16 protein-coding genes and 1 pseudogene are annotated in these 23,097 nt (G+C 63.9%); 11 read left to right on the top strand and 6 right to left on the bottom strand.

All coding sequences use genetic code 11. From position 1 onward, the window contains the following. Nucleotides 1-50 precede the first annotated feature (50 nt). The 4 genes from xdhA to HS961_RS19865 all read left to right on the top strand — a co-directional run bounded on the left by xdhA (nucleotide 51) and on the right by HS961_RS19865 (nucleotide 6,233). Nucleotides 51-1,652, top strand: a complete 1,602-nt coding sequence (gene xdhA, locus HS961_RS19880) for a xanthine dehydrogenase small subunit (protein ID WP_182324976.1) — start codon at nucleotides 51-53, stop codon at nucleotides 1,650-1,652. A gap of 1 nt (nucleotide 1,653) precedes the next feature. Next, a complete protein-coding gene (xdhB, locus tag HS961_RS19875) occupies nucleotides 1,654-4,077 on the top strand; it encodes a xanthine dehydrogenase molybdopterin binding subunit (protein WP_182324974.1) in 2,424 nt (807 codons plus the stop codon). A gap of 97 nt (nucleotides 4,078-4,174) precedes the next feature. Continuing rightward, nucleotides 4,175-5,476 (top strand): NCS2 family permease, encoded by a 1,302-nt coding sequence (locus HS961_RS19870; RefSeq protein WP_182324972.1) that lies wholly within the window; start codon nucleotides 4,175-4,177, stop codon nucleotides 5,474-5,476. 121 nt (nucleotides 5,477-5,597) lie between these two features. Next, complete coding sequence (locus HS961_RS19865; RefSeq protein ID WP_182324970.1) at nucleotides 5,598-6,233, top strand: YbhB/YbcL family Raf kinase inhibitor-like protein; 636 nt, start codon at nucleotides 5,598-5,600, stop codon at nucleotides 6,231-6,233. 51 nt (nucleotides 6,234-6,284) lie between these two features. On the opposite strand, the gene HS961_RS19860 is transcribed toward HS961_RS19865, so the two are convergent. Continuing rightward, nucleotides 6,285-7,946 (bottom strand): L-lactate permease, encoded by a 1,662-nt coding sequence (locus HS961_RS19860; protein WP_182324968.1) that lies wholly within the window; start codon nucleotides 7,944-7,946, stop codon nucleotides 6,285-6,287. Nucleotides 7,947-8,222: 276 nt separating this feature from the next. Between HS961_RS19860 and HS961_RS19855 the strand changes: the two genes are divergently transcribed. The 4 genes from HS961_RS19855 (at nucleotide 8,223) to HS961_RS19840 (ending at nucleotide 13,271) form a co-directional block, all read left to right on the top strand. Then, entirely contained in the window at nucleotides 8,223-9,392 is a 1,170-nt protein-coding gene (locus HS961_RS19855; protein ID WP_182324966.1) for an alpha-hydroxy acid oxidase, read from the top strand. Nucleotides 9,393-9,534: 142 nt separating this feature from the next. Then, nucleotides 9,535-10,446 (top strand): DMT family transporter, encoded by a 912-nt coding sequence (locus HS961_RS19850; protein WP_182324964.1) that lies wholly within the window; start codon nucleotides 9,535-9,537, stop codon nucleotides 10,444-10,446. 105 nt (nucleotides 10,447-10,551) lie between these two features. Beyond that, on the top strand, nucleotides 10,552-11,895 hold the full coding sequence (locus HS961_RS19845) for an MFS family transporter (protein WP_182324962.1): 1,344 nt from the start codon (nucleotides 10,552-10,554) through the stop codon (nucleotides 11,893-11,895). Between the two features lie 146 nt (nucleotides 11,896-12,041). Next, the gene (locus HS961_RS19840; protein ID WP_182328350.1) at nucleotides 12,042-13,271 is read left to right on the top strand and encodes a Y-family DNA polymerase; all 1,230 of its coding nucleotides are present in this window, start codon (nucleotides 12,042-12,044) and stop codon (nucleotides 13,269-13,271) included. Here HS961_RS19840 and queF read toward each other — a convergent pair whose 3' ends face one another. From queF to HS961_RS19820, 4 genes are all read right to left on the bottom strand, one after another. Next, nucleotides 13,272-14,129, bottom strand: coding sequence for an NADPH-dependent 7-cyano-7-deazaguanine reductase QueF (queF, locus tag HS961_RS19835; protein ID WP_182324960.1), 858 nt, complete (start codon nucleotides 14,127-14,129; stop codon nucleotides 13,272-13,274). It abuts the gene before it with no gap. A 56-nt stretch (nucleotides 14,130-14,185) separates the two neighbouring features. Continuing rightward, a complete protein-coding gene (locus tag HS961_RS19830) occupies nucleotides 14,186-15,064 on the bottom strand; it encodes a 2OG-Fe(II) oxygenase (protein WP_238347674.1) in 879 nt (292 codons plus the stop codon). Between the two features lie 38 nt (nucleotides 15,065-15,102). Further along, nucleotides 15,103-15,879 (bottom strand): peroxide stress protein YaaA, encoded by a 777-nt coding sequence (gene yaaA, locus HS961_RS19825; protein ID WP_182324956.1) that lies wholly within the window; start codon nucleotides 15,877-15,879, stop codon nucleotides 15,103-15,105. A gap of 66 nt (nucleotides 15,880-15,945) precedes the next feature. Continuing rightward, the gene (locus HS961_RS19820; RefSeq protein ID WP_182324954.1) at nucleotides 15,946-19,041 is read right to left on the bottom strand and encodes an Rne/Rng family ribonuclease; all 3,096 of its coding nucleotides are present in this window, start codon (nucleotides 19,039-19,041) and stop codon (nucleotides 15,946-15,948) included. 587 nt (nucleotides 19,042-19,628) lie between these two features. Between HS961_RS19820 and HS961_RS19815 the strand changes: the two genes are divergently transcribed. Further along, nucleotides 19,629-20,648: an RluA family pseudouridine synthase gene (locus HS961_RS19815; RefSeq protein ID WP_182324952.1), complete on the top strand. Its 1,020-nt coding sequence runs from the start codon at nucleotides 19,629-19,631 to the stop codon at nucleotides 20,646-20,648. Nucleotides 20,649-20,737: 89 nt separating this feature from the next. Here HS961_RS19815 and HS961_RS19810 read toward each other — a convergent pair. Further along, nucleotides 20,738-21,574: pseudogene (locus tag HS961_RS19810) on the bottom strand (ribonuclease E/G); the annotation flags it as partial. Between the two features lie 428 nt (nucleotides 21,575-22,002). Between HS961_RS19810 and HS961_RS19805 the strand changes: the two are divergent. Together HS961_RS19805 and HS961_RS19800 are read left to right on the top strand one after the other, a co-directional pair. Then, nucleotides 22,003-22,659, top strand: a complete 657-nt coding sequence (locus tag HS961_RS19805; protein WP_182324948.1) for an HAD-IA family hydrolase — start codon at nucleotides 22,003-22,005, stop codon at nucleotides 22,657-22,659. 60 nt (nucleotides 22,660-22,719) lie between these two features. Continuing rightward, entirely contained in the window at nucleotides 22,720-23,097 is a 378-nt protein-coding gene (locus HS961_RS19800; RefSeq protein WP_182324946.1) for a Rieske (2Fe-2S) protein, read from the top strand.

The following is a 23,097-nucleotide window of genomic DNA, read 5'->3' as shown; positions in this document are numbered from 1 at the left end:
TTGTACACAGTTTTGCAGACCGGCGCGGCAATGCGCGACCGAGCCCCACCATGAGCCCCATGACCGCCCCACAAGCCATCCGTTTCTACCACCAAGGCCGTATCACCGAAGTTGAAGGCCTGGCCCCCACACGCAGTGTGCTGGACTGGCTGCGCGAGGACGCGCGCTGCACGGGCACCAAGGAAGGCTGCAACGAAGGCGATTGCGGCGCCTGCACGGTGATGCTGGCCGAGCTGGCGGAGCCGGGCGATCCGCAGGCCGTGCAAGGCCTCAAGCTGCAGACCGTCAATGCCTGCATCCAGCTGCTGCCCAGCCTGCATGGCAAGGCGCTGTTCACCGTCGAGGACATGAAGACCAGCTGCCGGCCCAAGGATGCCGGCCAGCCCTGCAGCGCGCTGCACCCGGTGCAGCAGGCCATGGTGGACTGCCATGGCTCGCAATGCGGCTTTTGCACCCCTGGTTTTGTGGTGTCGCTGTGGTCTGTGTATGAGCGGCAGCAGGCACAGCAGGGTGCCGCGCCCACGCGCCAGCAGCTGGCCGATGCACTGAGCGGCAACCTCTGCCGCTGCACCGGCTACCGGCCCATTCTGGACGCCGGCCAGCAGATGCTGGACTTGCCCGCCCGCCAGCTGGATGCAGCGCCGGTGGTGACTGCCTTGCAGTCGCTGCGCAGCGATGCCGACTGGAGCTATGCCTACCGCCCCATCAGCGGCCAGCCCCAGCACTTCCATGCGCCGGCCAGCATCGACAGCCTGGCCCAGCTGCGCGCCGCGCTGCCTGATGCCCGCCTGATCGGCGGCACCACCGATGTGGCCTTGTGGATCAACAAGCAGTTCCGGCCGCTGGGCGATTTGATTGCGGTTGGCCGGGTGGCGGAGCTGCGCCGCATCCAAGAGCGCGATGGCATGCTCTGCATTGGCGCGGGCGCCTCGCTGGAGGCCGCCTGGGCCGCGCTGGCCCAGCGCTTTCCGGCGCTGACGGAGGTCTGGCTGCGCTTTGCATCGCCCCCCGTGCGCCATGCCGGCACCATGGGCGGCAATGTGGCCAATGGCTCGCCGATTGGCGATGCCCCGCCGGTGCTGATGGCGCTGGATGCCGAGATCGAGCTGCGCCTGGGCGAGCGCCTGCGGCGCATGCCGCTGACCGATTTTTATGTGGACTACATGAAGAACCAGCTGGAGCCCGGCGAGTGGGTGCAGGGCCTGCGGGTGCCGCTGGCGGTGCAGGCACGCCAGGTGCGGGCCTACAAGATCAGCAAGCGCTTTGACTGCGACATCTCGGCGCTGTGCGCGGGCTTCTCGCTGCAGCTGGATGCCCGGGGCCAGGTGGAGACCGTGCGCCTGGCCTTTGGCGGCATGGCGGCCACGGTGCGCCGCGCCGCCAAGGCCGAAGCTGCGCTGCTGGGCCAGGCCTGGACGGCGCAGGCCGTGCAGCGCGCCCAGGCAGCGCTGGCGGAAGACTTTCAACCGATGAGCGATATGCGGGCGAGCGCGGCCTACCGCCTCAAGGTGGCGCAGAACCTGCTGCAGCGCCTGTGGCTGGAGACCCGGGCCGATGCTCCGTTGGCTGCCGATGCCACCAGTGTCTGGGCCGCCATGCCGCACCTGGTCAGCAGCGCCCAGGCCCCAGAGGCCGCAGCCACAGGAGCCTGATATGAACACCTCCATCCCCAAGCATGTACTGGCTGGCGCCGAAGCCTTTGCCGATTACCGCGACAACCAGAAGGCGCGCATCGATGTGGCGCAGGAAGCCAAGGCCCGCCAGCAGGGCCACCAGGTCGGCATCAGCCGCAGCCATGAGTCTGCCGCCTGGCATGTGGCCGGTGAGGCCGCCTACATCGATGACATGCCCGAGCTGGCCGGCAGCCTGCACTGCGCACTGGGCCTGTCGCCCGTGGCCCATGGCCGTTTGCTGTCGCTGGATCTGGACGCGCTGCGCGCCCAGCCCGGTGTGGTGGCGGTGCTGACGGCGGCCGATATTCCCGGCGTCAATGACTGCGGCTCCATCATCCATGACGACCCCATCCTCTGCGATGGCGAGATCCGCTACCTGGGCCAGCCGATGTTTGCAGTGCTGGCCCGCGACCGGCAAACCGCACGGCGCGTGGCCGCACTGGCCCGCAAGCTGGCCAAGGTGGAAGAGGCCGAGCCGGTGCTGACGCCGCAGCAGGCCCATGCGCTGGGCCAGTATGTGGTGCCGCCGATGCAGCTGCTGCGCGAGACCGATACCGGCGGCGCCCCCCAAGCCATTGCCCAGGCCCCGCACCGCTTGCAGGGGACCTGGGAGGTGGGCGGCCAGGAGCAGTTCTACTTGGAAGGCCAGATCAGCTATGCGATCCCCAAGGAGGGCGGCGCCATGCATGTGCTGTGCTCCACCCAGCACCCCAGCGAGATGCAGCACTTGGTGGCGCATGCGCTGGGGGTGCAGGCCCATGCAGTGCATGTGGAATGCCGGCGCATGGGCGGAGGCTTTGGCGGCAAGGAATCCCAATCAGCGCTGTTTGCCTGCGTGGCAGCGGTGGCGGCGCGCAAGCTGGGCCGGCCCGTCAAGCTGCGGCTGGACCGCGACGATGACTTTATGGTCACCGGCCGGCGCCATTGCTTTTGGTACGAGTACGACATTGGCTATGACGAGGCCGGCCGCATTCTGGGCGCCGAGGTGACCATGGTGTCGCGGGCCGGGCATTCGGCCGATCTGTCGGCGCCGGTGATGACCCGTGCGCTCTGCCACTTCGACAATGCCTACTGGCTGCCCAATGTGCGCATGCGCGGCTTTATGGGCAAGACCAATACCCAGAGCAATACCGCCTTTCGCGGCTTTGGCGGGCCGCAGGGCGCGATCGTGATGGAGAACATCCTGGACGGCATCGCGCGGCAGCTGGGCAAGGATGCGCTCGATGTGCGCCGCGCCAACTTCTATGCCAAGGACAGCGGGCAGTGCACGCCCTACGGCCAAGAGGTCGACGACAACATCATCCATGAACTGGTGGAGCAGCTGGAGGCGCGCAGCGACTACCGCGCCCGTCGCGCGCAGGTGGAGGCCTTCAATGCGAGCAGCCCGGTGCTCAAGCGCGGCCTGGCGCTGACCCCCGTCAAGTTCGGCATCTCCTTCAACGTCAAGCATTTCAACCAGGCCGGCGCGCTGGTCCATGTCTACAACGATGGCTCCATCCTGGTCAACCACGGCGGCACGGAGATGGGCCAGGGCCTGAACACCAAGGTGGCCCAGGTGGTGGCGCATGAGCTGGGCGTGGCCTTTGAGCGGGTGCGGGTGACCGCCACCGACACGACCAAGGTGGCCAACACCTCCGCCACCGCCGCATCGACCGGTACCGACCTGAACGGCAAGGCCGCGCAAGATGCAGCGCGCCAGATCCGCGAGCGCCTGGCCGCCTGCCTGGCGGCCCAGCATGGGGCGGACCCGGCATCGGTGCGCTTTGTGAACGACGAGGTGCACTGTGCCGGCCAGACCTTGGGCTTTGCCGCGCTGGTCAAGCAGGCCTATCTGGAGCGGGTGCAGCTCTGGTCCGACGGCTTTTATGCGACGCCTGGCCTGTCTTGGGACGGGGCAGCGATGCGCGGTCGGCCCTTCTTTTACTTTGCCTACGGCGCGGCCGTCAGCGAGGTGGTGGTGGACAGCTTGACGGGCGAGAGCAAGCTGCTCCGCGCCGATGTGATCCATGATGTGGGCCAGTCGCTGAACCCGGCCGTGGACATTGGCCAGGTGGAGGGCGCCTTTATCCAGGGCATGGGCTGGCTCACGATGGAGCAGCTGGTCTGGCACCCCAAGACGGGGGCCTTGATGACCCATGCCCCCAGCACCTACAAGATCCCGACCGCCAACGACTGCCCGCCGGTGCTGAATGTGCAGCTGTTTGACGGCGCCAACCCGCATGACAGCATCCACCGCAGCAAGGCGGTGGGTGAGCCGCCGCTGCTGCTGCCGTTCTCGGTGTTCTTTGCGATCCGCGATGCGGTGGCTGCTACCGGCGCGACCGGCTGCTGCCCGCCGTTGCGGGCACCCGCTACGGCCGAGGCGGTGCTGGACGCCATCGCGGCCGTGCAGACAAGACTTTGACGGTGGTGCCGGGCATGTTGCGCCCGCAACTGCGATACTCGCCGCCTTCGATAGAAATCAGCTTCCCATTAACGATGCATAACCACGAGGAGCAGCCATGAGCGCGCTGGACAGATACTTCAAGCTCGGAGAGCACGGCACGACGGTGCGGACCGAGGTGCTGGCGGGGATCACCACCTTTTTGACGATGGCCTACATCATGTTCGTCAATCCCTCCATCCTGGGGGATGCGGGCATGCCCAAGGGCTCGGTGTTTGTGGCCACCTGCCTGATAGCGGCGCTGGGCTCGGTGCTGATGGGCTTGTATGCCAACTACCCGATTGCGGTGGCGCCCGGCATGGGGCTGAACGCCTATTTTGCGTATGTGGTGGTGCTGGGCATGGGCTACACCTGGCAGGCGGCGCTGGGAGCCGTGTTTGTCTCGGGCTGCCTGTTTTTGCTGGTCACCATTTTTCGCATCCGCGACCAGATCATCAACGGCATACCGCCTTCCATCCGCGTGGCCATCACCGTCGGTATCGGTCTCTTTCTGGCGCTGATTGCGCTCAAGAGCGCCGGTGTGGTGGTGGAATCCAAGGCTACTTTGGTGACCTTGGGGGATCTGCATTCGCCGTCGGTGATTCTGTTCACGCTGGGCTTTTTCCTGATCGTGGTGCTGGACCGGCTGCGGGTACCTGGCGCTATCTTGATCGGCATTCTGGCCGTCACTGTCGCCTCGTTCATCTTTGGCGGCAACCAGTTCCAGGGCGTGTTCTCGGCGCCACCGTCGATTGCGCCGACCTTCCTGCAGCTCGATATCAAGACCGCGCTGTCCACCGGTTTTCTGAACGTGGTGCTGGTGTTCTTTCTGGTGGAGCTGTTTGACGCCACCGGCACCTTGATGGGCGTGGCCAAGCGCGCCGGCCTCTTGGTGCCCGGCAAGATGGAGCGCTTTCACCGTTCGCTGCTGGCCGACAGTGGCGCGATCTTTGCCGGCTCGCTGCTGGGTACGTCCAGCGCAACCGCCTATGTCGAGAGCGCCTCGGGTGTGCAAGCCGGTGGCCGCACGGGCCTGACCGCCGTGACAGTTGCCGTGCTGTTCCTGGCCTGCTTGTTTATCGCGCCGCTGGCCGGCTCGGTGCCCGCTTACGCCACCGCACCCGCGCTGCTGTTTGTGGCCTGCCTGATGCTCAAGGAGCTGACCGAGGTGGACTGGGCCGATACCACCGAGGCGATTCCCGCCGCGATCACCGCCGTGATGATGCCCTTTACCTACTCCATCGCCAACGGCCTGGCCTTTGGTTTTATCTCCTACGCGGCCATCAAGCTGTTCACCGGCCGCGCCCGCGAGGTGCACTGGATGGTCTGGATCATTGCAGCGCTGTTCGTATTCAAGTTTGCTTATATCGGCGGACATTGAGCTTCGCGTGTCAGATGCTGGCTGACTGACAGCTGCGCGGCAGCAATCTAGAATTTGCCAAAGTGCGCCGACTCCGGTCGAGGCCCTTTGGCTTTTTTTATACCCGCAAAGGATTTATCAGATGCAGCTCAGCAGCCACAGCTTCCAAGACGGCCAGGCGATTCCTGGCGAGTTCGCTTTTGCCGTGCCCGATGCGACAGCCCATGTCTTGCTGTCGACCAACCGCAATCCGCAACTGGCCTGGCGCGATGTGCCGGCCGGCACGCAGTCCTTTGTCATCGTCTGCCATGACCCGGATGTGCCCAGCCGGGGCGACGATGTGAACCAGGAAGGCCGCACGGTGCCAGCCGACCTGCCCCGGGTGGATTTCTACCACTGGCTGCTGCTGGATATTCCGGCCACCACCACCGAGATCGCCGCCGGCGCGCATTCGGATGGCATCACCGCCCATGGCAAGCCCGGCCCGGAGGCGCCCCAGGGCCTGCGCCATGGCATCAACGACTACACCGGCTGGTTTGCCGGTGATGCGCAAATGCAAGGCCAGTACTACGGCTATGACGGCCCTTGCCCACCGTGGAACGACAGCCTGGTACACCACTATGTGTTCACGGTGTATGCGCTGGCCACGCCGACCCTGGCCATCGAGGGCGAACTGACCGGCGCCCGGGTGCGCGCGGCCTTGGCCCAGGCCTCCGTGCTGGGCCAGGCCAGCATCACCGGCTTGTACAGCCTGAACCCTGCGGTCCCTGCCGTTTAACAGACGGCATCCGGTGAACGGGGCTCCTCAGGGAGCCCCGTTTTGCTTTTCTTACTTCACCACCATCAAGGTGAAGGGGTAGACATAGGCCTGCAAGGTGACAAAGATGCCCACCAAGGTGGCCAGCGCGACCGAATGGAAGAACACATAGCGCAGGATGTCGCCCTCATGGTTGAACCAGCGGGTGGCGGTGGAGGCCACGACGATGGACTGGGCATCGATCATCTTGCCCATCACGCCGCCCGAGCTGTTGGCCGCGCCCATCAGGTTGGGCGACAGGCCCAGCTGCTCGGCAGCGACCTTCTGCATGCCGCCAAACAGCACGTTTGATGCTGTGTCCGAACCCGTCAGCGCCACGCCCAGCCAGCCCATCATCGTGCCAAAGAAGGGGTAGAACACGCCGGTGTTGGCAAAGGCCAGGCCCAGGGTGGTGTCGGTGCCGGAGTAGCGGGTGAGGGTGCCCAGGGCCAGCATCAGCACAATCGTCAACAGCGAAAAGCGCACCAGCCAGATCGTCTTGAAGAACTGCTTGATGAGGCCCAGCGGGCTGTACTTCATCACCAGGCCGCCGACGATGGCCGACAGCAGAATGCCGGTACCTGTGGCCGATAGCAGGTTGAGCACATAGACCGCACCTTCCTTGGTGGGCTGGGGCACGACGGGCGGCACCTTCTCGATCATATTGTGCAGGCCGGTCATCGGGAAGGACGGTGCAAACAGGCCGTTGAGCGCGGCCTTGACCGGAGGCAGGCCCCAGATGAACACAAACACGGTCAGGATGGCCCAGGGCGTCCAGGCTCGGATCACATCGGCGCGGGCATGCGCCACCACGGCGCGTGGTTTAGCAGTCGTGTCCTCGCTGGTATCGCGGCTCTTGAGCGAGGTGCTGCGCCAGATGTTCTTGGGCTGCCATACGCGCAGGAAGCCGATCAGGCAGGCCATCGATACGATGGCGGCAATGATGTCCACCAGCTCCGGACCAATGAAGTTGGACACCAGGTACTGCGGGATCGCGAACGACAGGCCGGTGACCAGGATGGCAGGCCAGATTTCCACCATCGCCTTGCGGCCGGCAAAGGCCCAGATCAGCCAGAAGGGCACCAGCACCGAGAAAAAGGGCAGCTGGCGGCCCACCATCGCGGTCACCTCCATCAGGTCATAGCCATGGACCTTGGCCAGGGTGATCACCGGTGTGCCCAGCGCGCCGAAGGCGACCGGCGCGGTATTGGCAATCAGCGACAGGCCCGAGGCCGCCAGCGGTGAAAAACCCAGGCCGATCAGAATCGCCGCCGTGACCGCCACCGGCGTGCCAAAGCCTGCTGCACCTTCAAAAAAGGCGCCAAAGGCAAAGGCGATCAGCAACAGCTGGATGCGCCGGTCCTCGGTGATGCCGGCAATCGAGTCCTGCAGGATCTTGAAGCTGCCGTTCTGCTCCGTCAGCTGGTGCAAGAAGATGATGTTGAGCACGATCCAGCCAATCGGCAGCAGCCCTGTGAGCCCGCCATAGACCGCCGCACGGCCTGCCATATCCGCCGGCATGCCATAGACCAGAATCGCAATGAGCAGTGCGCAGACCAGGCCTGCCCCTGCCGCAATATGCGCCTTGAGGTGGAGAAACCCTAGCCCCACCAGCATCACTACCACTGGCAGCGCCGCCAGCAAGGTGGAGAGCACCATATTGCCTACCGGGTTGTAGATCTGTTGCCAAACCATGCCTGACTCCTCGTTGTAGTGCAGCGCAAGCGCGCGGCCGGGAGGCCGTTCACGCCCAGGGTGGTTATGCACTGCTGTTATGACAAAAACACCTGGATGGATAGAACATCGACATAATGTCGGCCTAACTGACCGGCCGCAGTCCTGTAAAACCCTAGACCTTGTAACGATGGTGCTGGGTTTGCCGCCTGCGTGACAAGGGCGCCGAGCACAGCGAGTTACACAGAGGGCCTAGCCGCCAGCGCCGCTGCAGTGGCTTGATAACAAGGAAGATTTGTGGCTGATTTATCCAAGATCACATGTATTGAAGATTTGCGCGTCGTGGCCGAGAAGCGCGTGCCGCGCATGTTTTACGACTATGCGGACTCCGGCTCCTACACCCAGGGCACCTACCGGGACAACGAGGCGGCGTTCCAGAAGATCAAGCTGCGCCAGCGCGTGGCGGTGAATATGGAAGGCCGCAGCACGCGCAGCACGATGGTGGGCCAGGAGGTGAGCATGCCCGTCGCCATTGCGCCCACGGGCCTCACGGGTATGCAGCATGCCGATGGCGAAATCCTGGCGGCCCGGGCGGCCAAGGCCTTTGGCATTCCGTTCACCTTGTCGACGATGAGCATCTGCTCGCTCGAAGATGTGGCCGAGCACACCGGCCGCCACCCGTTCTGGTTCCAGCTCTATGTGATGCGCGACCGGGGCTTTATGGAGCGCCTGATTGACCGCGCCAAGGCGGCCAACTGCTCGGCCTTGCAGCTCACCCTGGATCTGCAGATTTTGGGCCAGCGCCACAAGGACATCAAAAATGGCCTGTCCACACCGCCCAAGCCGACGATCAAGAACCTTATCAACCTGGCGACCAAACCGCGCTGGTGCATGGGCATGCTGGGCACCAAGCGCCGCAGCTTTGGCAATATCGTCGGCCATGTCGATGGCGTGGGCGATGTCAGCTCGCTGTCGTCCTGGACGGCCGACCAGTTCGACCCCTGCCTGAACTGGGGCGATGTGGAATGGATCAAGAAGCGCTGGGGCGGCAAGCTGATCCTCAAAGGCGTGATGGAGGCCGACGATGCGCGGCTGGCGGCGGAGACCGGCGCGGATGCGCTGATTGTCAGCAACCACGGCGGCCGCCAGCTCGATGGCGCACCGGCGACCATCGATGCGCTGCCCTCCATCGTGCAGGCCGCTGGCAAGGACATCGAGGTCTGGCTGGACAGCGGCATCCGCAGTGGCCAGGATGTCCTCAAAGCCCGCGCGCTGGGCGCCCAGGGCACCTTGATCGGCCGCAGCTTTCTCTACGGCCTGGGTGCCTATGGCCAGGAGGGCGTGACGCGCGCGCTGCAGATCATCCACAAGGAGCTGGATGTGTCGATGGCTTTCTGCGGCCACACCAACATCAACAACGTGGACCAGCGGATCCTGGTGCCCGGCACCTATCCCCAGCCTTATTGAGTGGGGCAGGGGGCAGGTGGCGTGCTGCCCCTCTTGATGCCGCAGGCTCGCATCGCCAAATGCAGGCGCACAAGGGGCAGTGATCGCCTACCATCGGGGCCCTAGTGATGAAGTGGATGCGGTAATGGTTGACGGAGCGGGAATGCAATGGGGTGGTTGGTGGATGGGGCTGGTGGTGTTTGCCGCCATCGCGCAGACGGCGCGCAATGCGGCGCAGCGCTCGCTGACCCGTGACCTGGGTACCTGGCCCGCCACCTTGGTGCGCTTTCTCTATGGCCTGCCGCTGGCGGGCCTGGTGCTGGTGCTGCTCTATACCCTGCCCGCCCAGGCGCCGGAGATTGCGCAGTGGACCGGCGCCTATTTTGGCTGGCTGGCCATGGGCGCGTTCTTCCAGATTGCTGCCACTGGCGCCTTGCTGCTGGCGATGCAACAGCGCAATTTTGCGGTCGCCGTGACCCTGTCCAAAACCGAAGTGCTGCAGGTCGCGCTGTTTGGCGCGGTCTTTTTGGGCGAGCTGCCCACCCACTGGGCGCTGGCTGCGATGGCGATCGCCACCATCGGCGTGGCGCTGCTGTCCCTGCCACCGCGCCAGATCGGTGCCAAGCTCGACTGGCGCAGCAAGGCCGCGATGTATGGCCTGATCTGCGGAGCCTGCTTTGCGATTGCGACGGTGGGCTTTCGCGGTGCGGCGCTGGCGCTTGATGCACCCAGCGCGCTGCTGTCCGGGGCCTGGGGCGTGTTCATTGCGCAGTGCATGCAGACCCTGGCCATGGGCGCCTGGTTTTTGTGGCGCGACCGCAGCGTGCTGCTGCGCATTGCCAAGGCCTGGCGGGTGTCGCTGATCGCGGGCTGCATGGGCAGCGCGGCGTCCCTTGCCTGGTTCAGTGCCTATGCGCTGCAAAGCGCGGCATCGGTGCGTACCTTGGGCATGGTTGAGGTGGTGTTCAGCTACCTCGTATCGCGCCGGCTGATGAAGGAGCAACTGCGCCGCAATGAGAAATGGGGCATTGCGCTGATGCTGGTCGGCATTGTGGTGATCTGCACCCAGCTTTAAGGCCATCCTGAACGGGCTGCGCGCTGGAAATTCAGCGCCCGTCTGACATCAGCGGGTCTCGCGGGCGGCGCATCATGGTCTGCATTGCTACACGGGACTACTCCAATGACAACACCCTCCGTGCCAGGACCTGGGCCCTCTGCCGCCCAGACTTCGGCCAACACTCCTCCCCATTACAGCCCTGAAGAAAAGCGCCACCGCATTTTCTCCATCATGGCGGCCTCGTCAGGCAACCTGGTCGAATGGTTTGACTTCTATGTCTATGCCTTCTCGGCCATTTACTTTGCCGCTGCCTTCTTCCCCAAGGGTGATCCCACCGTACAGCTGCTGAACACTGCCGGCGTGTTTGCCGCCGGCTTTTTGATGCGCCCCATCGGTGGCTGGCTGTTTGGCCGCATTGCCGACAAGTACGGCCGCAAGAAATCCATGCTGATATCGGTGACCATGATGTGCGCCGGCTCCTTGGTGATCGCCTGCCTGCCTACCTATGCGCAGGTGGGTGCCTGGGCACCGTTCTTGCTGCTGCTGTGCCGCTTGTTCCAGGGCCTGTCGGTAGGCGGTGAATATGGCACCACGGCCACCTATATGAGCGAAGTGGCGCTCAAAGGCCAGCGCGGCTTTTACTCGTCCTTCCAGTATGTGACCCTGATTGGCGGCCAGCTGCTGGCGGTGCTGTTGATCGTGATCCTGGAGGCCGTGCTGACCGATGCCGAGCTGCGCGCCTGGGGCTGGCGCATTCCCTTTGTGGTGGGCGCTGCGGCGGCTGTCGTGGCCATGCTGCTGCGCCGGACCTTGCATGAGACCCAGTCCACCGAGGCCATGCAGAACAAGGAAACCGGCACCTTGAGCAATCTGTTCAAGCACCACTGGCGCGCCTTTGTCACCGTGCTGGGCTACACCGCAGGTGGCTCGCTGATCTTCTACACCTTCACCACCTACATGCAGAAGTACCTGGTCAACAGCGTGGGGCTGCCGATCAAGACCGCCAGCTATGTGATGACCGTCTGCCTGTTTTTGTACATGTGCATGCAGCCGCTGTTTGGCGCACTGTCCGACCGCATTGGCCGGCGCACCAGCATGATGCTGTTTGGCGCGCTGGGCGCCCTGGGCACGGTGCCAATTTTGACGACCATGCATCAGGCCTCATCGCCGGTCACGGCTGGGCTGCTGATTCTGGTGGCGCTGGCGATTGTGAGCTTCTACACCTCGATCTCGGGCATTGTCAAAGCGGAGATGTTCCCGCCCGAGGTGCGTGCGCTGGGCGTGGGCCTGGCCTATGCGGTGGCCAATGCGATTTTTGGTGGCTCGGCCGAGTTTGTGGCGCTGGCGCTGAAGAACGCCGGCCATGAAAACGCCTTCTTCTGGTATGTGTCGGCCATGATGGTGATTGCCTTTCTGTTCAGCCTGCGCTTGCCCAAGCAGGCGGCCTACCTGCACCACGACCACTGAGCCCTGCGATAGCGTGCGCTGCAGCCGGTTTTGCGCTGCAGCCGGCTGCAGGCCTTGCCGCGCTGGGGGACAATAGCCTTGTGTGCCCCACCCCCTCGCCATCGCCTGCTGTTCTGCCCCCGCGCCGCCGCATTGCGCATCTGGACATGGATGCCTTCTATGCCTCGGCCGAGCTGTTGCGCTACCCGCAGCTCAAGGGCCTGCCGGTCATCATTGGCGGCGGCCGCCGGGCAGAGGATGAAGCGCTGAAAGCCCGCTACGGCGACCGCCTGCACGAGATTCCGACCGAGGCCTTCCCCCAACTCAAAGACTATGTCGGCCGGGGCGTGATCACCACGGCCACCTACCCGGCGCGGGCCTTTGGCGTGGGCTCGGCCATGGGCATGATGAAGGCCGCCAAGCTCTGTCCGCAGGCCATCTTGCTGCCGGTGGATTTTGCGCGCTACCGGCATTTTTCACGCCAGTTCAAGGCCATCGTCACCGCGATGGCGCCGCAGATGGAGGACCGGGGCGTGGACGAGGTCTACATCGACTTCACCCATGTCGAAGGTGGCCAGGACGACCATGGCCGCAGCCTGGCGCTGCAGATGCAGGCAGCGATTCATGCGGCGACGGGCCTGACCTGCTCGGTGGGGGTGGCGCCGAACAAACAGCTGGCCAAGATGGCCAGCGAGTTCAACAAGCCCAATGGCGTGTCCATCGTGCTGGAGAGCGATCTGCAAACAATGATCTGGCCGCTGGCCTGCCGCAAGATCAACGGCGTGGGCCCCAAGGCCGATGCCAAGCTGCAGGCGCTGGGCATCCAGACCCTGGGTGATTTGGCTGCCAAGGAGCTGCCTTGGTTGGTGGAGAACTTTGGCCGCAGCTACGGCGCCTGGCTGCATGCATCGAGCTGGGGGCGGGACAGCCGGCCTGTGGTGACCGAGAGCGAGCCGGTATCGATGAGCCGAGAGACCACCTTTGACCGCGACCTGCATGCCGTGCGCGACAAGGCTGAGCTGGGGGCCATCTTTACCGAGCTGTGCCAGATGGTGGCCGCTGACTTGCAGCGCAAGGGCTATGTGGGGCGCACGATTGGCATCAAGCTGCGCTACCCGGACTTTCGCATCGCCACGCGCGACCACAGCCTGCCGCTCTACACCCAGGATGCCGCTGCCATCCGCCATGCAGCGGGCCAATGCCTCAAGCGCGCGCCGTTGGACCAGCGCCTGCGGCTCTTGGGGGTGAGGGTGGGTGGCCTGCTGCCCTTGGAGCAGGCCTTGGCCCAGGGCCTGGTGGGCGACTGGCAGGCGATGCGCCAGGCCCAAAGCCGCCTGGGCGTTGCGGAGCCAAAGGCCGACCCCTACACCTTGCCGCTGTTTGACGACCTGGACTGATTACTGGCGTGCGGTGCGGATATTGGCCGGCAGGGCCATCGGCTGGCTGGTGCGCAGCGGGTTGATGTCCAGCCCACCCCGGCGTGTGTAGCGGGCATAGACCGTCAGGCGGATCGGCTTGCAGTGCTTCCAGATATCGACAAACATGCGCTCGACGCACTGCTCGTGGAATTCGTTGTGGTTGCGAAAGCTCACGATGTACTGCAGCAGGCGTTCCTGGTCGATCGCTGGGCCGGTGTAGCTGATGCGCACGCTGCCCCAGTCGGGCTGGCCGGTGACCAGGCAGTTGCTCTTGAGCAGGCGGCTGCTGAGGGTTTCGGTGATGGGCGCCTCATCAAAGGCGGCGCGCAGCAGCTGCGGTTGGGGCTGGTAGTGCTCGCAGTCGATGTCCAGCCGGTCCAGGTTCAGGCCGTCGAGCTCTTGCAGTGGCAGGGTGTCGAACACTTCGGGGTCGATCATCTGCACGCCCACCGAGGCCTGGTAGGGCGCGCCGCGCCACACCGCTTCGCTGATATCGGCCAGCAGCTTGGCGCGCACTTCATCGACCGAGCCAAAGCGGCTGTTGTTGAAGCTGTTTAGGTAGAGCTTGAAGGACTTGCTCTCGACGATATTCGGTGTTTCGCAGGGGATGGTGAAGCTCACCAGCGCGACCTGGGGCTTGCCGCGCAGGTTGAGCCATGAGACTTCATAGGCCGTCCACAGGTCGGCGCCAAAAAAGGGCAGCTTGTCGGGCTGTAGGCCCAGCTCGTCGCGCTTGGCCTGGCGTGGCAGCGGGAAGAGCAGGGTGGGGTCGTACTGGTCGATGTACGCGGAGCGCTGGCCCAGCGGCGAATGCTCAGGCGAAGGGGAGACGGTCATGCTTTGGAACTAAAAGCGGCCGCTGCCTGCGCGGGGGGCCAGGCGGCGGCTGCGGTTTATTTGAATTCGCCCTCGCGCAACCACTTGGTGGCGATCCATTTTTCGCCGGCGATCACAGGCGATCCGCCGTGCAGGCTTTTGGTTGCGGGGTCGGGGGCGGCGTAGCTGAAGAACACGGCATTGCCTCGGCGGGGAGCCACTTCCAGCCCCACATCGGGGAAGCTGGTGCCGCCGCCGGCCTGCGGGTTGTTCAGGTAGATCACCAAGGTGGCCAGGCGCTGGCCGCCGCGTTTCAAAATCGTCGGCGTGCCGGGCTGGGTTGGGTCGAAATAGTCGTAATGCGGCTTGTACTCGGCACCGGGCTGGTAGTGCAGCACCTGCAGGCCTTCGCCATGGTTTTCCGGCCAGTTCACCAGCTTGGCGATGCGGCGCTCCAGCGCTGCGACCACGGGGGTTTCTTCGCGCTTGAAAAACATGCCATCGCTGGTGCGGTCGGCATTGACTTCTTCGCCGCCAGTCTTGGTCTCGACGGTCAGCGAGCGCTGCATGCGCGGCTCGGCCGCAGCAATGATGGCGTCACACTCTTCATCCGACAGCAGGTTGCCGAACACGACGACGCGCGGGTGCTGCATGGCCAGCAGCACGCTGACCTCGCGGTCACCCACATCGATGGTGGAGGGCGATTGGCCCAGCTGGGGCTCGGGCAGGGGGCGAGCGCTGGCAGCGGGCTGGCTGGGCGTTGCGGTGGCATCCTTGCTGGCCTGCAGCTGGGCGAGGTGTTCGGTCAGTACCGATTCCATCGCGGATTCGGCGACATCGGCGTTCCAGCCGGCATCGCACATGGCTTTGAAAACCTGGTCGGCGCTGATGCCTGCGCTGGCCTGAGCAATGATCCAGGCGCGCAGTGCCGGGGTGAGAGGTTGCGTGGCGGTCATCGGTATCCTTTCGCGGCCCATTGTGCATCAAAGTCGCATCAATCGACTTTGCGCCTGAACACGAAATGGTCTTCGCTCGATGCCTCGGCTGTAAAGGCATAGCCGGCCGTGCTGAACTTCTTCAAGGCCGCCGGCGTCTTGGTTTGGTGCTCGATGGCGTAGCGCGCCATCATGCCCCGCGCCTTCTTGGCGAAGAAGCTGATGATCTTGTACTGGCCGTTTTTGTAGTCTTCAAAGCTGCAGTCGATGACCCGGGCGCGCAGCACCTTGCGATCGACCGATTTGAAATACTCCTGCGATGCCAGGTTGACGACGACCGGCTTGTCTTCGCTGGCCTGCTGCGCATTGAGGTAGTCGGCAATCTGGCTGCCCCAGAAGTGGTAGAGGTTGCTGCCCTGCTCGGTGGCCAGGCGCGTGCCCATCTCCAGCCGGTAGGGCTGCATCAGATCAAGCGGGCGCAGCACGCCGTAGAGGCCGCTGAGCATGCACAGATGGGCCTGCGCCCAATCCAGCTGCTTGGTGCTCAAGGTGGGGGCCTGCAGGCCGTCATACACATCGCCATTGAAGGCCATGATGGCCTGGCGCGCATTCTTGCTGCTGAACTTGGGCGACCAGGCCTCATAGCGCGCCACATTCAGCGCGGCCAGTTTGTCGCTGAGGTGCATCAGGCTGGCGATCTGCTGCGGCGACTGGCTGCGCAGTACCGCGATCAAGGCCTTGGACTGGGGGATGAACTGGGGCTGCGTGCTGGTCAGACCAGCGGGCAGCGGGGTTTCGTAATCCAGCGATTTGGCGGGCGAGAGCAGAAACAGCATCAGAGGGCTCCATCAATGAAACAGGCCGGATTGCTCCGGCCTGAGGGTTGCGTGGGTCAGCCGCGTTTAAGCGGTTTCGCGCTCAAAGGGCAGGACCAAATCACTCAGATCCTTGCGGGTCTCGACGAGGACCAGCGGGCCTTCGTCGATCTGCACGACCGGCTGGCGCTCACGCGGCACATGCACGGGTGCGGGTTCAGCGGCAATCGCGGCTTGCACGGCAGCGATCTTGTCGGCATCGGAGTTGACCCATTGCAGACCCGCCGTGCTGGCGATCTGGTGCAAGGCGTCCATGGGCAGCGCGTAGCTGGCGATGGCCGGCAGGCCTGCTGGCTCGGGCGCTGCTACTACTGGCGCAGCGGCAGGTACCGGTGCGGCCACAGGGGCAACGGCGGGGGCAGGTGCGGCAACGGGCGCTGGCACTGGTGCAGCCACCGCTGCGGCCAGGGGTGCCTGCTCGGCAACGCTGACCGGGGCGCTAGACGCGACAGGGGCCTGGACCGGAACTGCAAACGCAGGTGCTGCAACGTCGGCTGCGGCTGCCACTGCAGGTGCGGCGACAGGCGCTGGCGCAGATGCAGATGCGGCATTGAAGTAGCTGCGGCGCGGTGCGTCATCAGCATCTTGCTGCACGGCAGGCGCAGCATCCGGCGCAAAGCCCGAATCAGCGGCAGCGGTGTCGCCTTCTGCCTGCTCGTCACGGCCCGTGCGTTCGCGGTCACCACGGTTGCGGCGGTCGCGGCCATAGCGGTCACGCGAGCGGCGTTCGCGGCGCTCTGGCGTCGCGTTGTCCGCATCGATGCCGGCTTCTGGCTGGTTGCCGGTATCCAGGTCCAGCGAAGGAAGCGAGGCGATCACTGCATCGGCATTGATCGGCGCAGCAGCCACGGCGTTCAGCGGCTGGGCGCTGTCATCGGCGGGGTTGCGGCGCTCTTGGCGCTCACCACGTTCACCACCACGGTCGCGGCGGCCTTCACGCGGCTCGCGGGGCGCACGCTCGGGGCGGGGTGCGCGGTCTTGGCGCTCGCCAGTGGCGGCGGCGTTGTCACCGGCTTGCGGGTTCAGCGAGGCTTCGTCGCGGCGGCTGCGGTCCTGGCGGTCGCCACGGTCACCGCGCTCTCCACGGCGGTTGCGGCCTTCCTGGTCGCCACCACGGGGGCTGCGGCTGCCGTCGGCGGCAGCATTGTTGCCACGGCCATTGCGGTCACCGCGTTCGCCTTCGGCGCGTTCGCCACGGGCAGGGCGGTTGCCATCCTTGCGGTCACCACGGTCGCCGCGCTCACCACCACGGCCACCACGGCCGCCATTGCGGCTGTCACGGTTTTCGCGGCGGGCTTCGCCGGCGGGGGCTGCAGGCGCTGCTGGTACGGGCGCGGGTGCTGGCTCAGGGGCCATGCCGAAGAAGCGCTTGAGCCAGGCCAGGAAGCCCTTTTGCGGTGCGGCTACGGGCGCTGCAGCAGGTGCTGCGGCTGGCGTAGCTGCCGGCTTGCCGTTTGGCGCAGGCTGGCCGTTGGCGGCGCGCGCAGCGGGTGCCGGGCGTGGTTCGGCAATGGGGGCCGGTGCATCAGGCAGAACACCCTTGATGACCGGGGTTTGCTTGTTGGTCGGCTCTTGCGAGCGGCGGGTAAAGCCCAGGCTCTCTTCTTCCGGGTCGGCCAGCTTGTAGCTCGCTTCCATCGAGTCGAGGCGCGGGTCGTCGTGCTTCATGCGCTCGAGCTTGTAGTGCGGGGTCTCCAGCGCCTTGTTGGGCACCATGGTGACGGACACGCGCTGCTTGAGCTCGATCTTCTGGATTTCGGTACGCTTTTCGTTCAGCAGGAAAGAAGCGACTTCGACAGGCACCTGGCAGTTGACGGCTGCCGTGTTGTCCTTCATCGACTCTTCCTGGATGATGCGCAGGATCTGCAGTGCCGAGCTTTCGGCATCGCGGATGTGGCCCGAACCGCCGCAGCGTGGGCAGTTGATGTGGGCACCTTCGCTCAGCGCCGGCTTGAGGCGCTGGCGGCTCATTTCCATCAGGCCAAACTTGCTGATGGTGCCGAACTGCACACGGGCGCGGTCTTGGCGCAGCGCGTCGCGCAGGCGGCTTTCCACATCGCGGCGGTTCTTCGACTCTTCCATGTCGATGAAGTCGATGACGATCAGACCGCCCAGGTCGCGCAGGCGCATCTGGCGGGCTACTTCGTCGGCGGCTTCCAGGTTGGTGCGGGTGGCGGTTTCTTCGATATCACCGCCCTTGATGGCGCGGGCCGAGTTCACGTCGATGGAGACCAGCGCTTCGGTGTGGTCGATCACGATGGCGCCGCCGGAGGGCAGGGTCACGGTGCGCGAGTAGGCCGACTCAATCTGGTGCTCGATCTGGAAGCGGCTGAAAAGCGGCGCGTCATCGCGGTAGCGCTTGACGCGGGCAGCATGCTCAGGCATCACATGGGCCATGAACTGCTGGGCTTGTTCATAGATGTCATCGGTGTCGATCAGGATGTCGCCGATGTCATTGTGGAAATAGTCGCGGATCGCGCGGATCACCAGGCTCGATTCCTGGTAGATCAGGAAGGCGCCCTTGGCAGACTTGGCAGCGCCATCGATGGCACCCCAGAGCTTGAGCAGGTAGTTCAGATCCCATTGCAGCTCAGGTGCGGTGCGGCCAATGCCGGCGGTGCGCGCAATGATGGACATGCCCTTGGGGTAGTCCAGCTGGTCCATGGCTTCTTTGAGCTCGGCGCGCTCGTCGCCTTCAATACGGCGCGAGACACCACCACCACGGGGGTTGTTGGGCATCAGCACGACATAGCGGCCAGCCAGCGAGATGAAGGTGGTGAGCGCTGCGCCCTTGTTGCCACGTTCTTCTTTTTCGACCTGGACAATCAGCTCCTGGCCTTCGCGGATCACATCGTTGATGCGGGCCTGGCTGGGGGAGACGCCTTCGGCGAAATATTGTTTGGAGATTTCCTTGAACGGCAGGAAGCCGTGGCGGTCTTCGCCGTAGTCGACAAAGCAGGCTTCCAGAGAGGGTTCGACCCGGGTAACAACGGCTTTGTAGATATTGCCTTTGCGTTGTTCGCGGCCTTCGATTTCAATCTCGTAATCCAGCAGCTTTTGGCCATCAACAATGGCGAGGCGGCGCTCTTCAGCTTGCGTGGCGTTGATCAGCATCCGTTTCATGATGCGCGTCCTTCGTAATGCGGGACAGGCTGCCTTTGTCAATCAGGCACCTGTCTCCAATCCCAACAATAAACAGGCTCTTACTGGAGCCACAGATGCCGGGACAGACGCAGAGAAACGAAAGAATTCACAGAGCGTGTCATGTTTGCTGGTAATACTTATGTCAGCACAAAGGACCTAGGCACGCGGGAGAGGGCATGTAAATAACCAGCCAGCCAGCGCTGGGCTGCCTCCGGCTGAGAAATTTGCCCTGAGGACATGCGCACGGTGGGCACGGCAAAACGCTCTGCTGCACAGCTGCTGCTGTGCCAGAGAGTTGCCATCCAAGCCCACAAAATCAACATGTTTGGTGTGAAGACGGTCAGCTGGGCGGGCCTGGTGTCAGGCCTTTGCGACAGCTGCCGCCAAAAATCTGTTTTTTCGTTGTTTCAATGTGTCTGCCCGCCTGATTCACTTGGCGTCTCCTGCGCAATCTCTTGGACTGCAGGTGGAGCGGCAAGGCGATCAGCCAGACATCGACCGGCCTGTGCGGGTACTGGTGGGTGAATTAAAATGTTCACCGGTTAACCAATAACTCTATCGCGCAGGTGAAACATATTATAGGGGGCAAACCGGACGAGCCCCGCAGTCCACAAGCAGCCCCAGTCGCTGTAAGGCTGGTGGAGGTCCATCCGGATGACGCTGGACAGCGTCTGGACAATTTTCTGATGCGCCACTTAAAGGGCGTACCCAAGACCCACGTCTACCGCATCATTCGGCAGGGGGAGGTCCGTATCAACAAGGGTCGCACGTCAGCGGACACTCGCGTTCAGCCCGGCGATGTGGTCCGAATTCCGCCGGTGCGCGTGTCTTCCAAGCCCGACGAAGACGAGCGTGCAGTGCCAGCTAGGGAGTTTCCCTTGTTGTTGGATGACGATGTCATGTTGGCGATCAACAAGCCCGCTGGCGTGGCCGTACACGGCGGCTCGGGTGTCAGCTTTGGCGTCATCGAGCAATTGCGCCGCGCCCACCCCGATGCGCGCTTTCTGGAGCTGGTACACCGCCTGGACCGCGAGACATCCGGCATTTTGTTGGTCGCCAAGAAGCGCTCTGCGCTGACCCATCTGCAAGACCAGTTCCGCGAGCGGGAGACCGGCAAGACCTACCTGGCCTTGGTGCTGGGCGAATGGCCGGCCAACAAGAAGGTGATCGACACGCCTTTACGCAAATACCTGCTGCCCGACGGCGAGCGCCGGGTACGCGCCACCACGGCTGACGATCCCGAGGGTATGCGCTCGGTGTCGCTGGTCAAGGTGCAGCGGGTGTTCCCCGCGCGGCATCTGCTGGGCCTGCCTGCGATGAGCCTGCTGGAGGTGACGATAAAAACCGGTCGCACCCACCAGATCCGCGTCCACCTGGCCAGCAGCGGCCATGCGATTGCCGGCGATGAAAAGTACGGCGACTTTGATTTGAACAAGCGCCTGGCCAAGCATGGCCTCAAGCGGATGTTTCTGCATGCCTGGCGCCTGCAGTTCAACCACCCGCAAACGGCAGAGCGGGTGGAGCTGGGTGCCGAGTTGCCGCCGGAGCTGGCCGACTTTGTGGCGGCGGCGCCGGCTGCCGCCTGAGCCCCTTCTTGGCCAGGTTCCGGCCCCGGCGTCCATGGTGGCGCTTGGGGATCGGTTCAGTCTGGTTGGGATCATGCAGGTCTGCCATCGCGCGGATAGGCTGATGCCATCAGCTGCACGATCTGAAAATGCTCGAACAGCGGTATATCACTGTCGTAGTACTTGACCTTGGCCGCGTGCGCGGGCACCACGTGGTTCATGAACTGCAGGGCTTGCTCATAAATGTCCTCGCTGTCGATCAGGATCTCGGCGATGTCCTCTTGAAAATAGTCGCGGATGGTTCTGATCACCAGGCTGGAGTCTTGGTAGATCAGATAAGCGCCTCGGTTGTATACCGTGGCACCCTCGATGGCATCCCAGAGCTTGCGCAAGTAGTTGAGATCGCTTTGCAGCTCAGCTGCGCTGCGGCCTATGGCCGCGCTGCGCGCAGTGATTGCCATGCCTTTGGAGTCGTTCAGCTGGTCCATCACCTGCTTGATCGCAGCCGTGCTATCGCTGTTGGAGCGGCGCGCTTCGCCGTCACCACCCGGAGCATGAGGTTTCAACACCCAATAGCGACCGGCCAGCGACAGGTGGGTGGTCAGCACGGCTTCCTGGCTGTCATGCGCGTCCTCGACCAGCTGAACCAACAGCTCCTGGCCTTCGCGGATCAGTGTCTCAATGGGGGCTTGGGAGGGAGATGGACCTTGGGTTAGATGGCGCGCGGCGATATGTGGGAAGGGCAGCAAGCCTTCGCGGTCTTCGCCATAGTCGACAAAGCAGGCTTGCTGCGAAGGTTCTATACGGGTGACCACCGCGTTGTAAATATTGCCTTTGCGCTGTTCCTCGCCTTCGATTTCAATTTCGTAATCCAGCAGCGTTTGGCCCTCCACTAGGGCGAGGTGTCTTTCATCTGTCTGCGTGGCGTTGATCAGAATGCGTTTCATGTGCCTGCCTTTCGTAGGGAGTGATGGCAGCCGAAATCTGCCATGCCGCTATCTCTGGTTTCCATAATAATCAGGCGTTTATGCAGTCTTGGTGCGCTGAACGGCACGCCGTGCCCGTCCTCGGGGTGGCGCACGGAAAGCGGCCGTAACGCTTCTTTTCAAATTGGGCCCAGGCTTGCGTCGATACAACAGAGCGCCGCAGGCCGGGCTGCCGGGGGCCGTGGGGCCGAGGCGCTGGCATCAACCGCAGCCAGCGCGGTTACTGGGGGCTGAATTAAAATGCCTGCGGTTAGCCCGCAGCCCTGCCGCGTCTGTTGGGGTGTCCAGCAAGCGCTGGCGCACCCACCAGACTCGCATGCACCTGGCCCGTCTCCGCAATGCGCTGGCCAGCGACCTGATTTTGTTATGCCTACAGAAAGCGCCCCCACATGGCCCGCCAATTTGATTTGATTGCCTTTGACTGGGATGGCACCTTGTTTGATTCGACGGCGGCGATTGCGCTGTCGATCCAGGATGCGGTGCGGGATGTGGGCGGCACGGTGCCCAGCCTGGTAGAAGCCAAGTATGTGATCGGCATGAGCCTGCAAAGCGCGCTGCGGCATGCCGCGCCCGACGTGCCTGAGGACCAGATGGTGGCATTGACCAACCGCTACCGGCTGCATTTCCTCAAACGCCAGGAGCAGGTGAACCTGTTTGACGGCGTACTGGAGCTGCTGGACCAGCTGACGGCCAGTGGCCATTTGTTGGCGGTGGCAACGGGCAAGAACCGCAATGGGCTGGACCGGGTGCTGGATACAACCCTGCTCAAGGGGCGCTTCCATGCCACGCGCACCTCCGATGAGACGGCGGGCAAGCCCCATCCGCTGATGCTGCAAGAGCTGATGGCCGAGCTGGATGTGGCGCCCGAGCGCCTGCTGATGGTGGGCGACACGACCCATGACCTGCAAATGGCCATGAATGCAGGCTGTGCCAGCGTGGGGGTGAGCTATGGGGCCCACCACTTCGATGGGTTTGGGCCTTTCAAGCCGCTGTACGTGGCGCACTCTGTTGCTGAATTGCAACGGTGGATGGCGGATCATTCCTAGCTATGGTGCAATTACTGTCTGTATGTACAGTCAGATGAACCTTGGTCAACCGGTGCGCACATGACCGATAGTGTGACCCCGACGATTGCCGTCTGCCAGAGTGATGCGCTGCACCATGGCGGGCGGGCGGTAGCCTTTGATGTGCGGTATGCCGGCCAGACCTGCCAGGCCTTTGCCATCCGCTACCAAGACGGGGTGCATGCCTATCTGAACCGCTGCACCCATGTAGCGATGGAGATGAATTACCAGCCGGGGCGTTTTTTTGACGATACCGGCAGTTGGCTGCTCTGTGCGACGCATGGTGCAGCCTATGCACCCGAGACCGGTGCTTGTGCAGGTGGGCCTTGTCGCGGCGGCTTGGTCAAGCTTGTGCTGAGTGAATGTGATGGTGTGGTGTACTGGCACCCGGATAGCCGCCTCCAACCTCTTGATTTTTAA

It is taken from the genome of Comamonas piscis (genome assembly GCF_014109725.1).
GTDB classification, from domain to species: domain Bacteria; phylum Pseudomonadota; class Gammaproteobacteria; order Burkholderiales; family Burkholderiaceae_C; genus Comamonas; species Comamonas piscis.
This window is presented reverse-complemented; position numbering and strand designations above follow the sequence as displayed.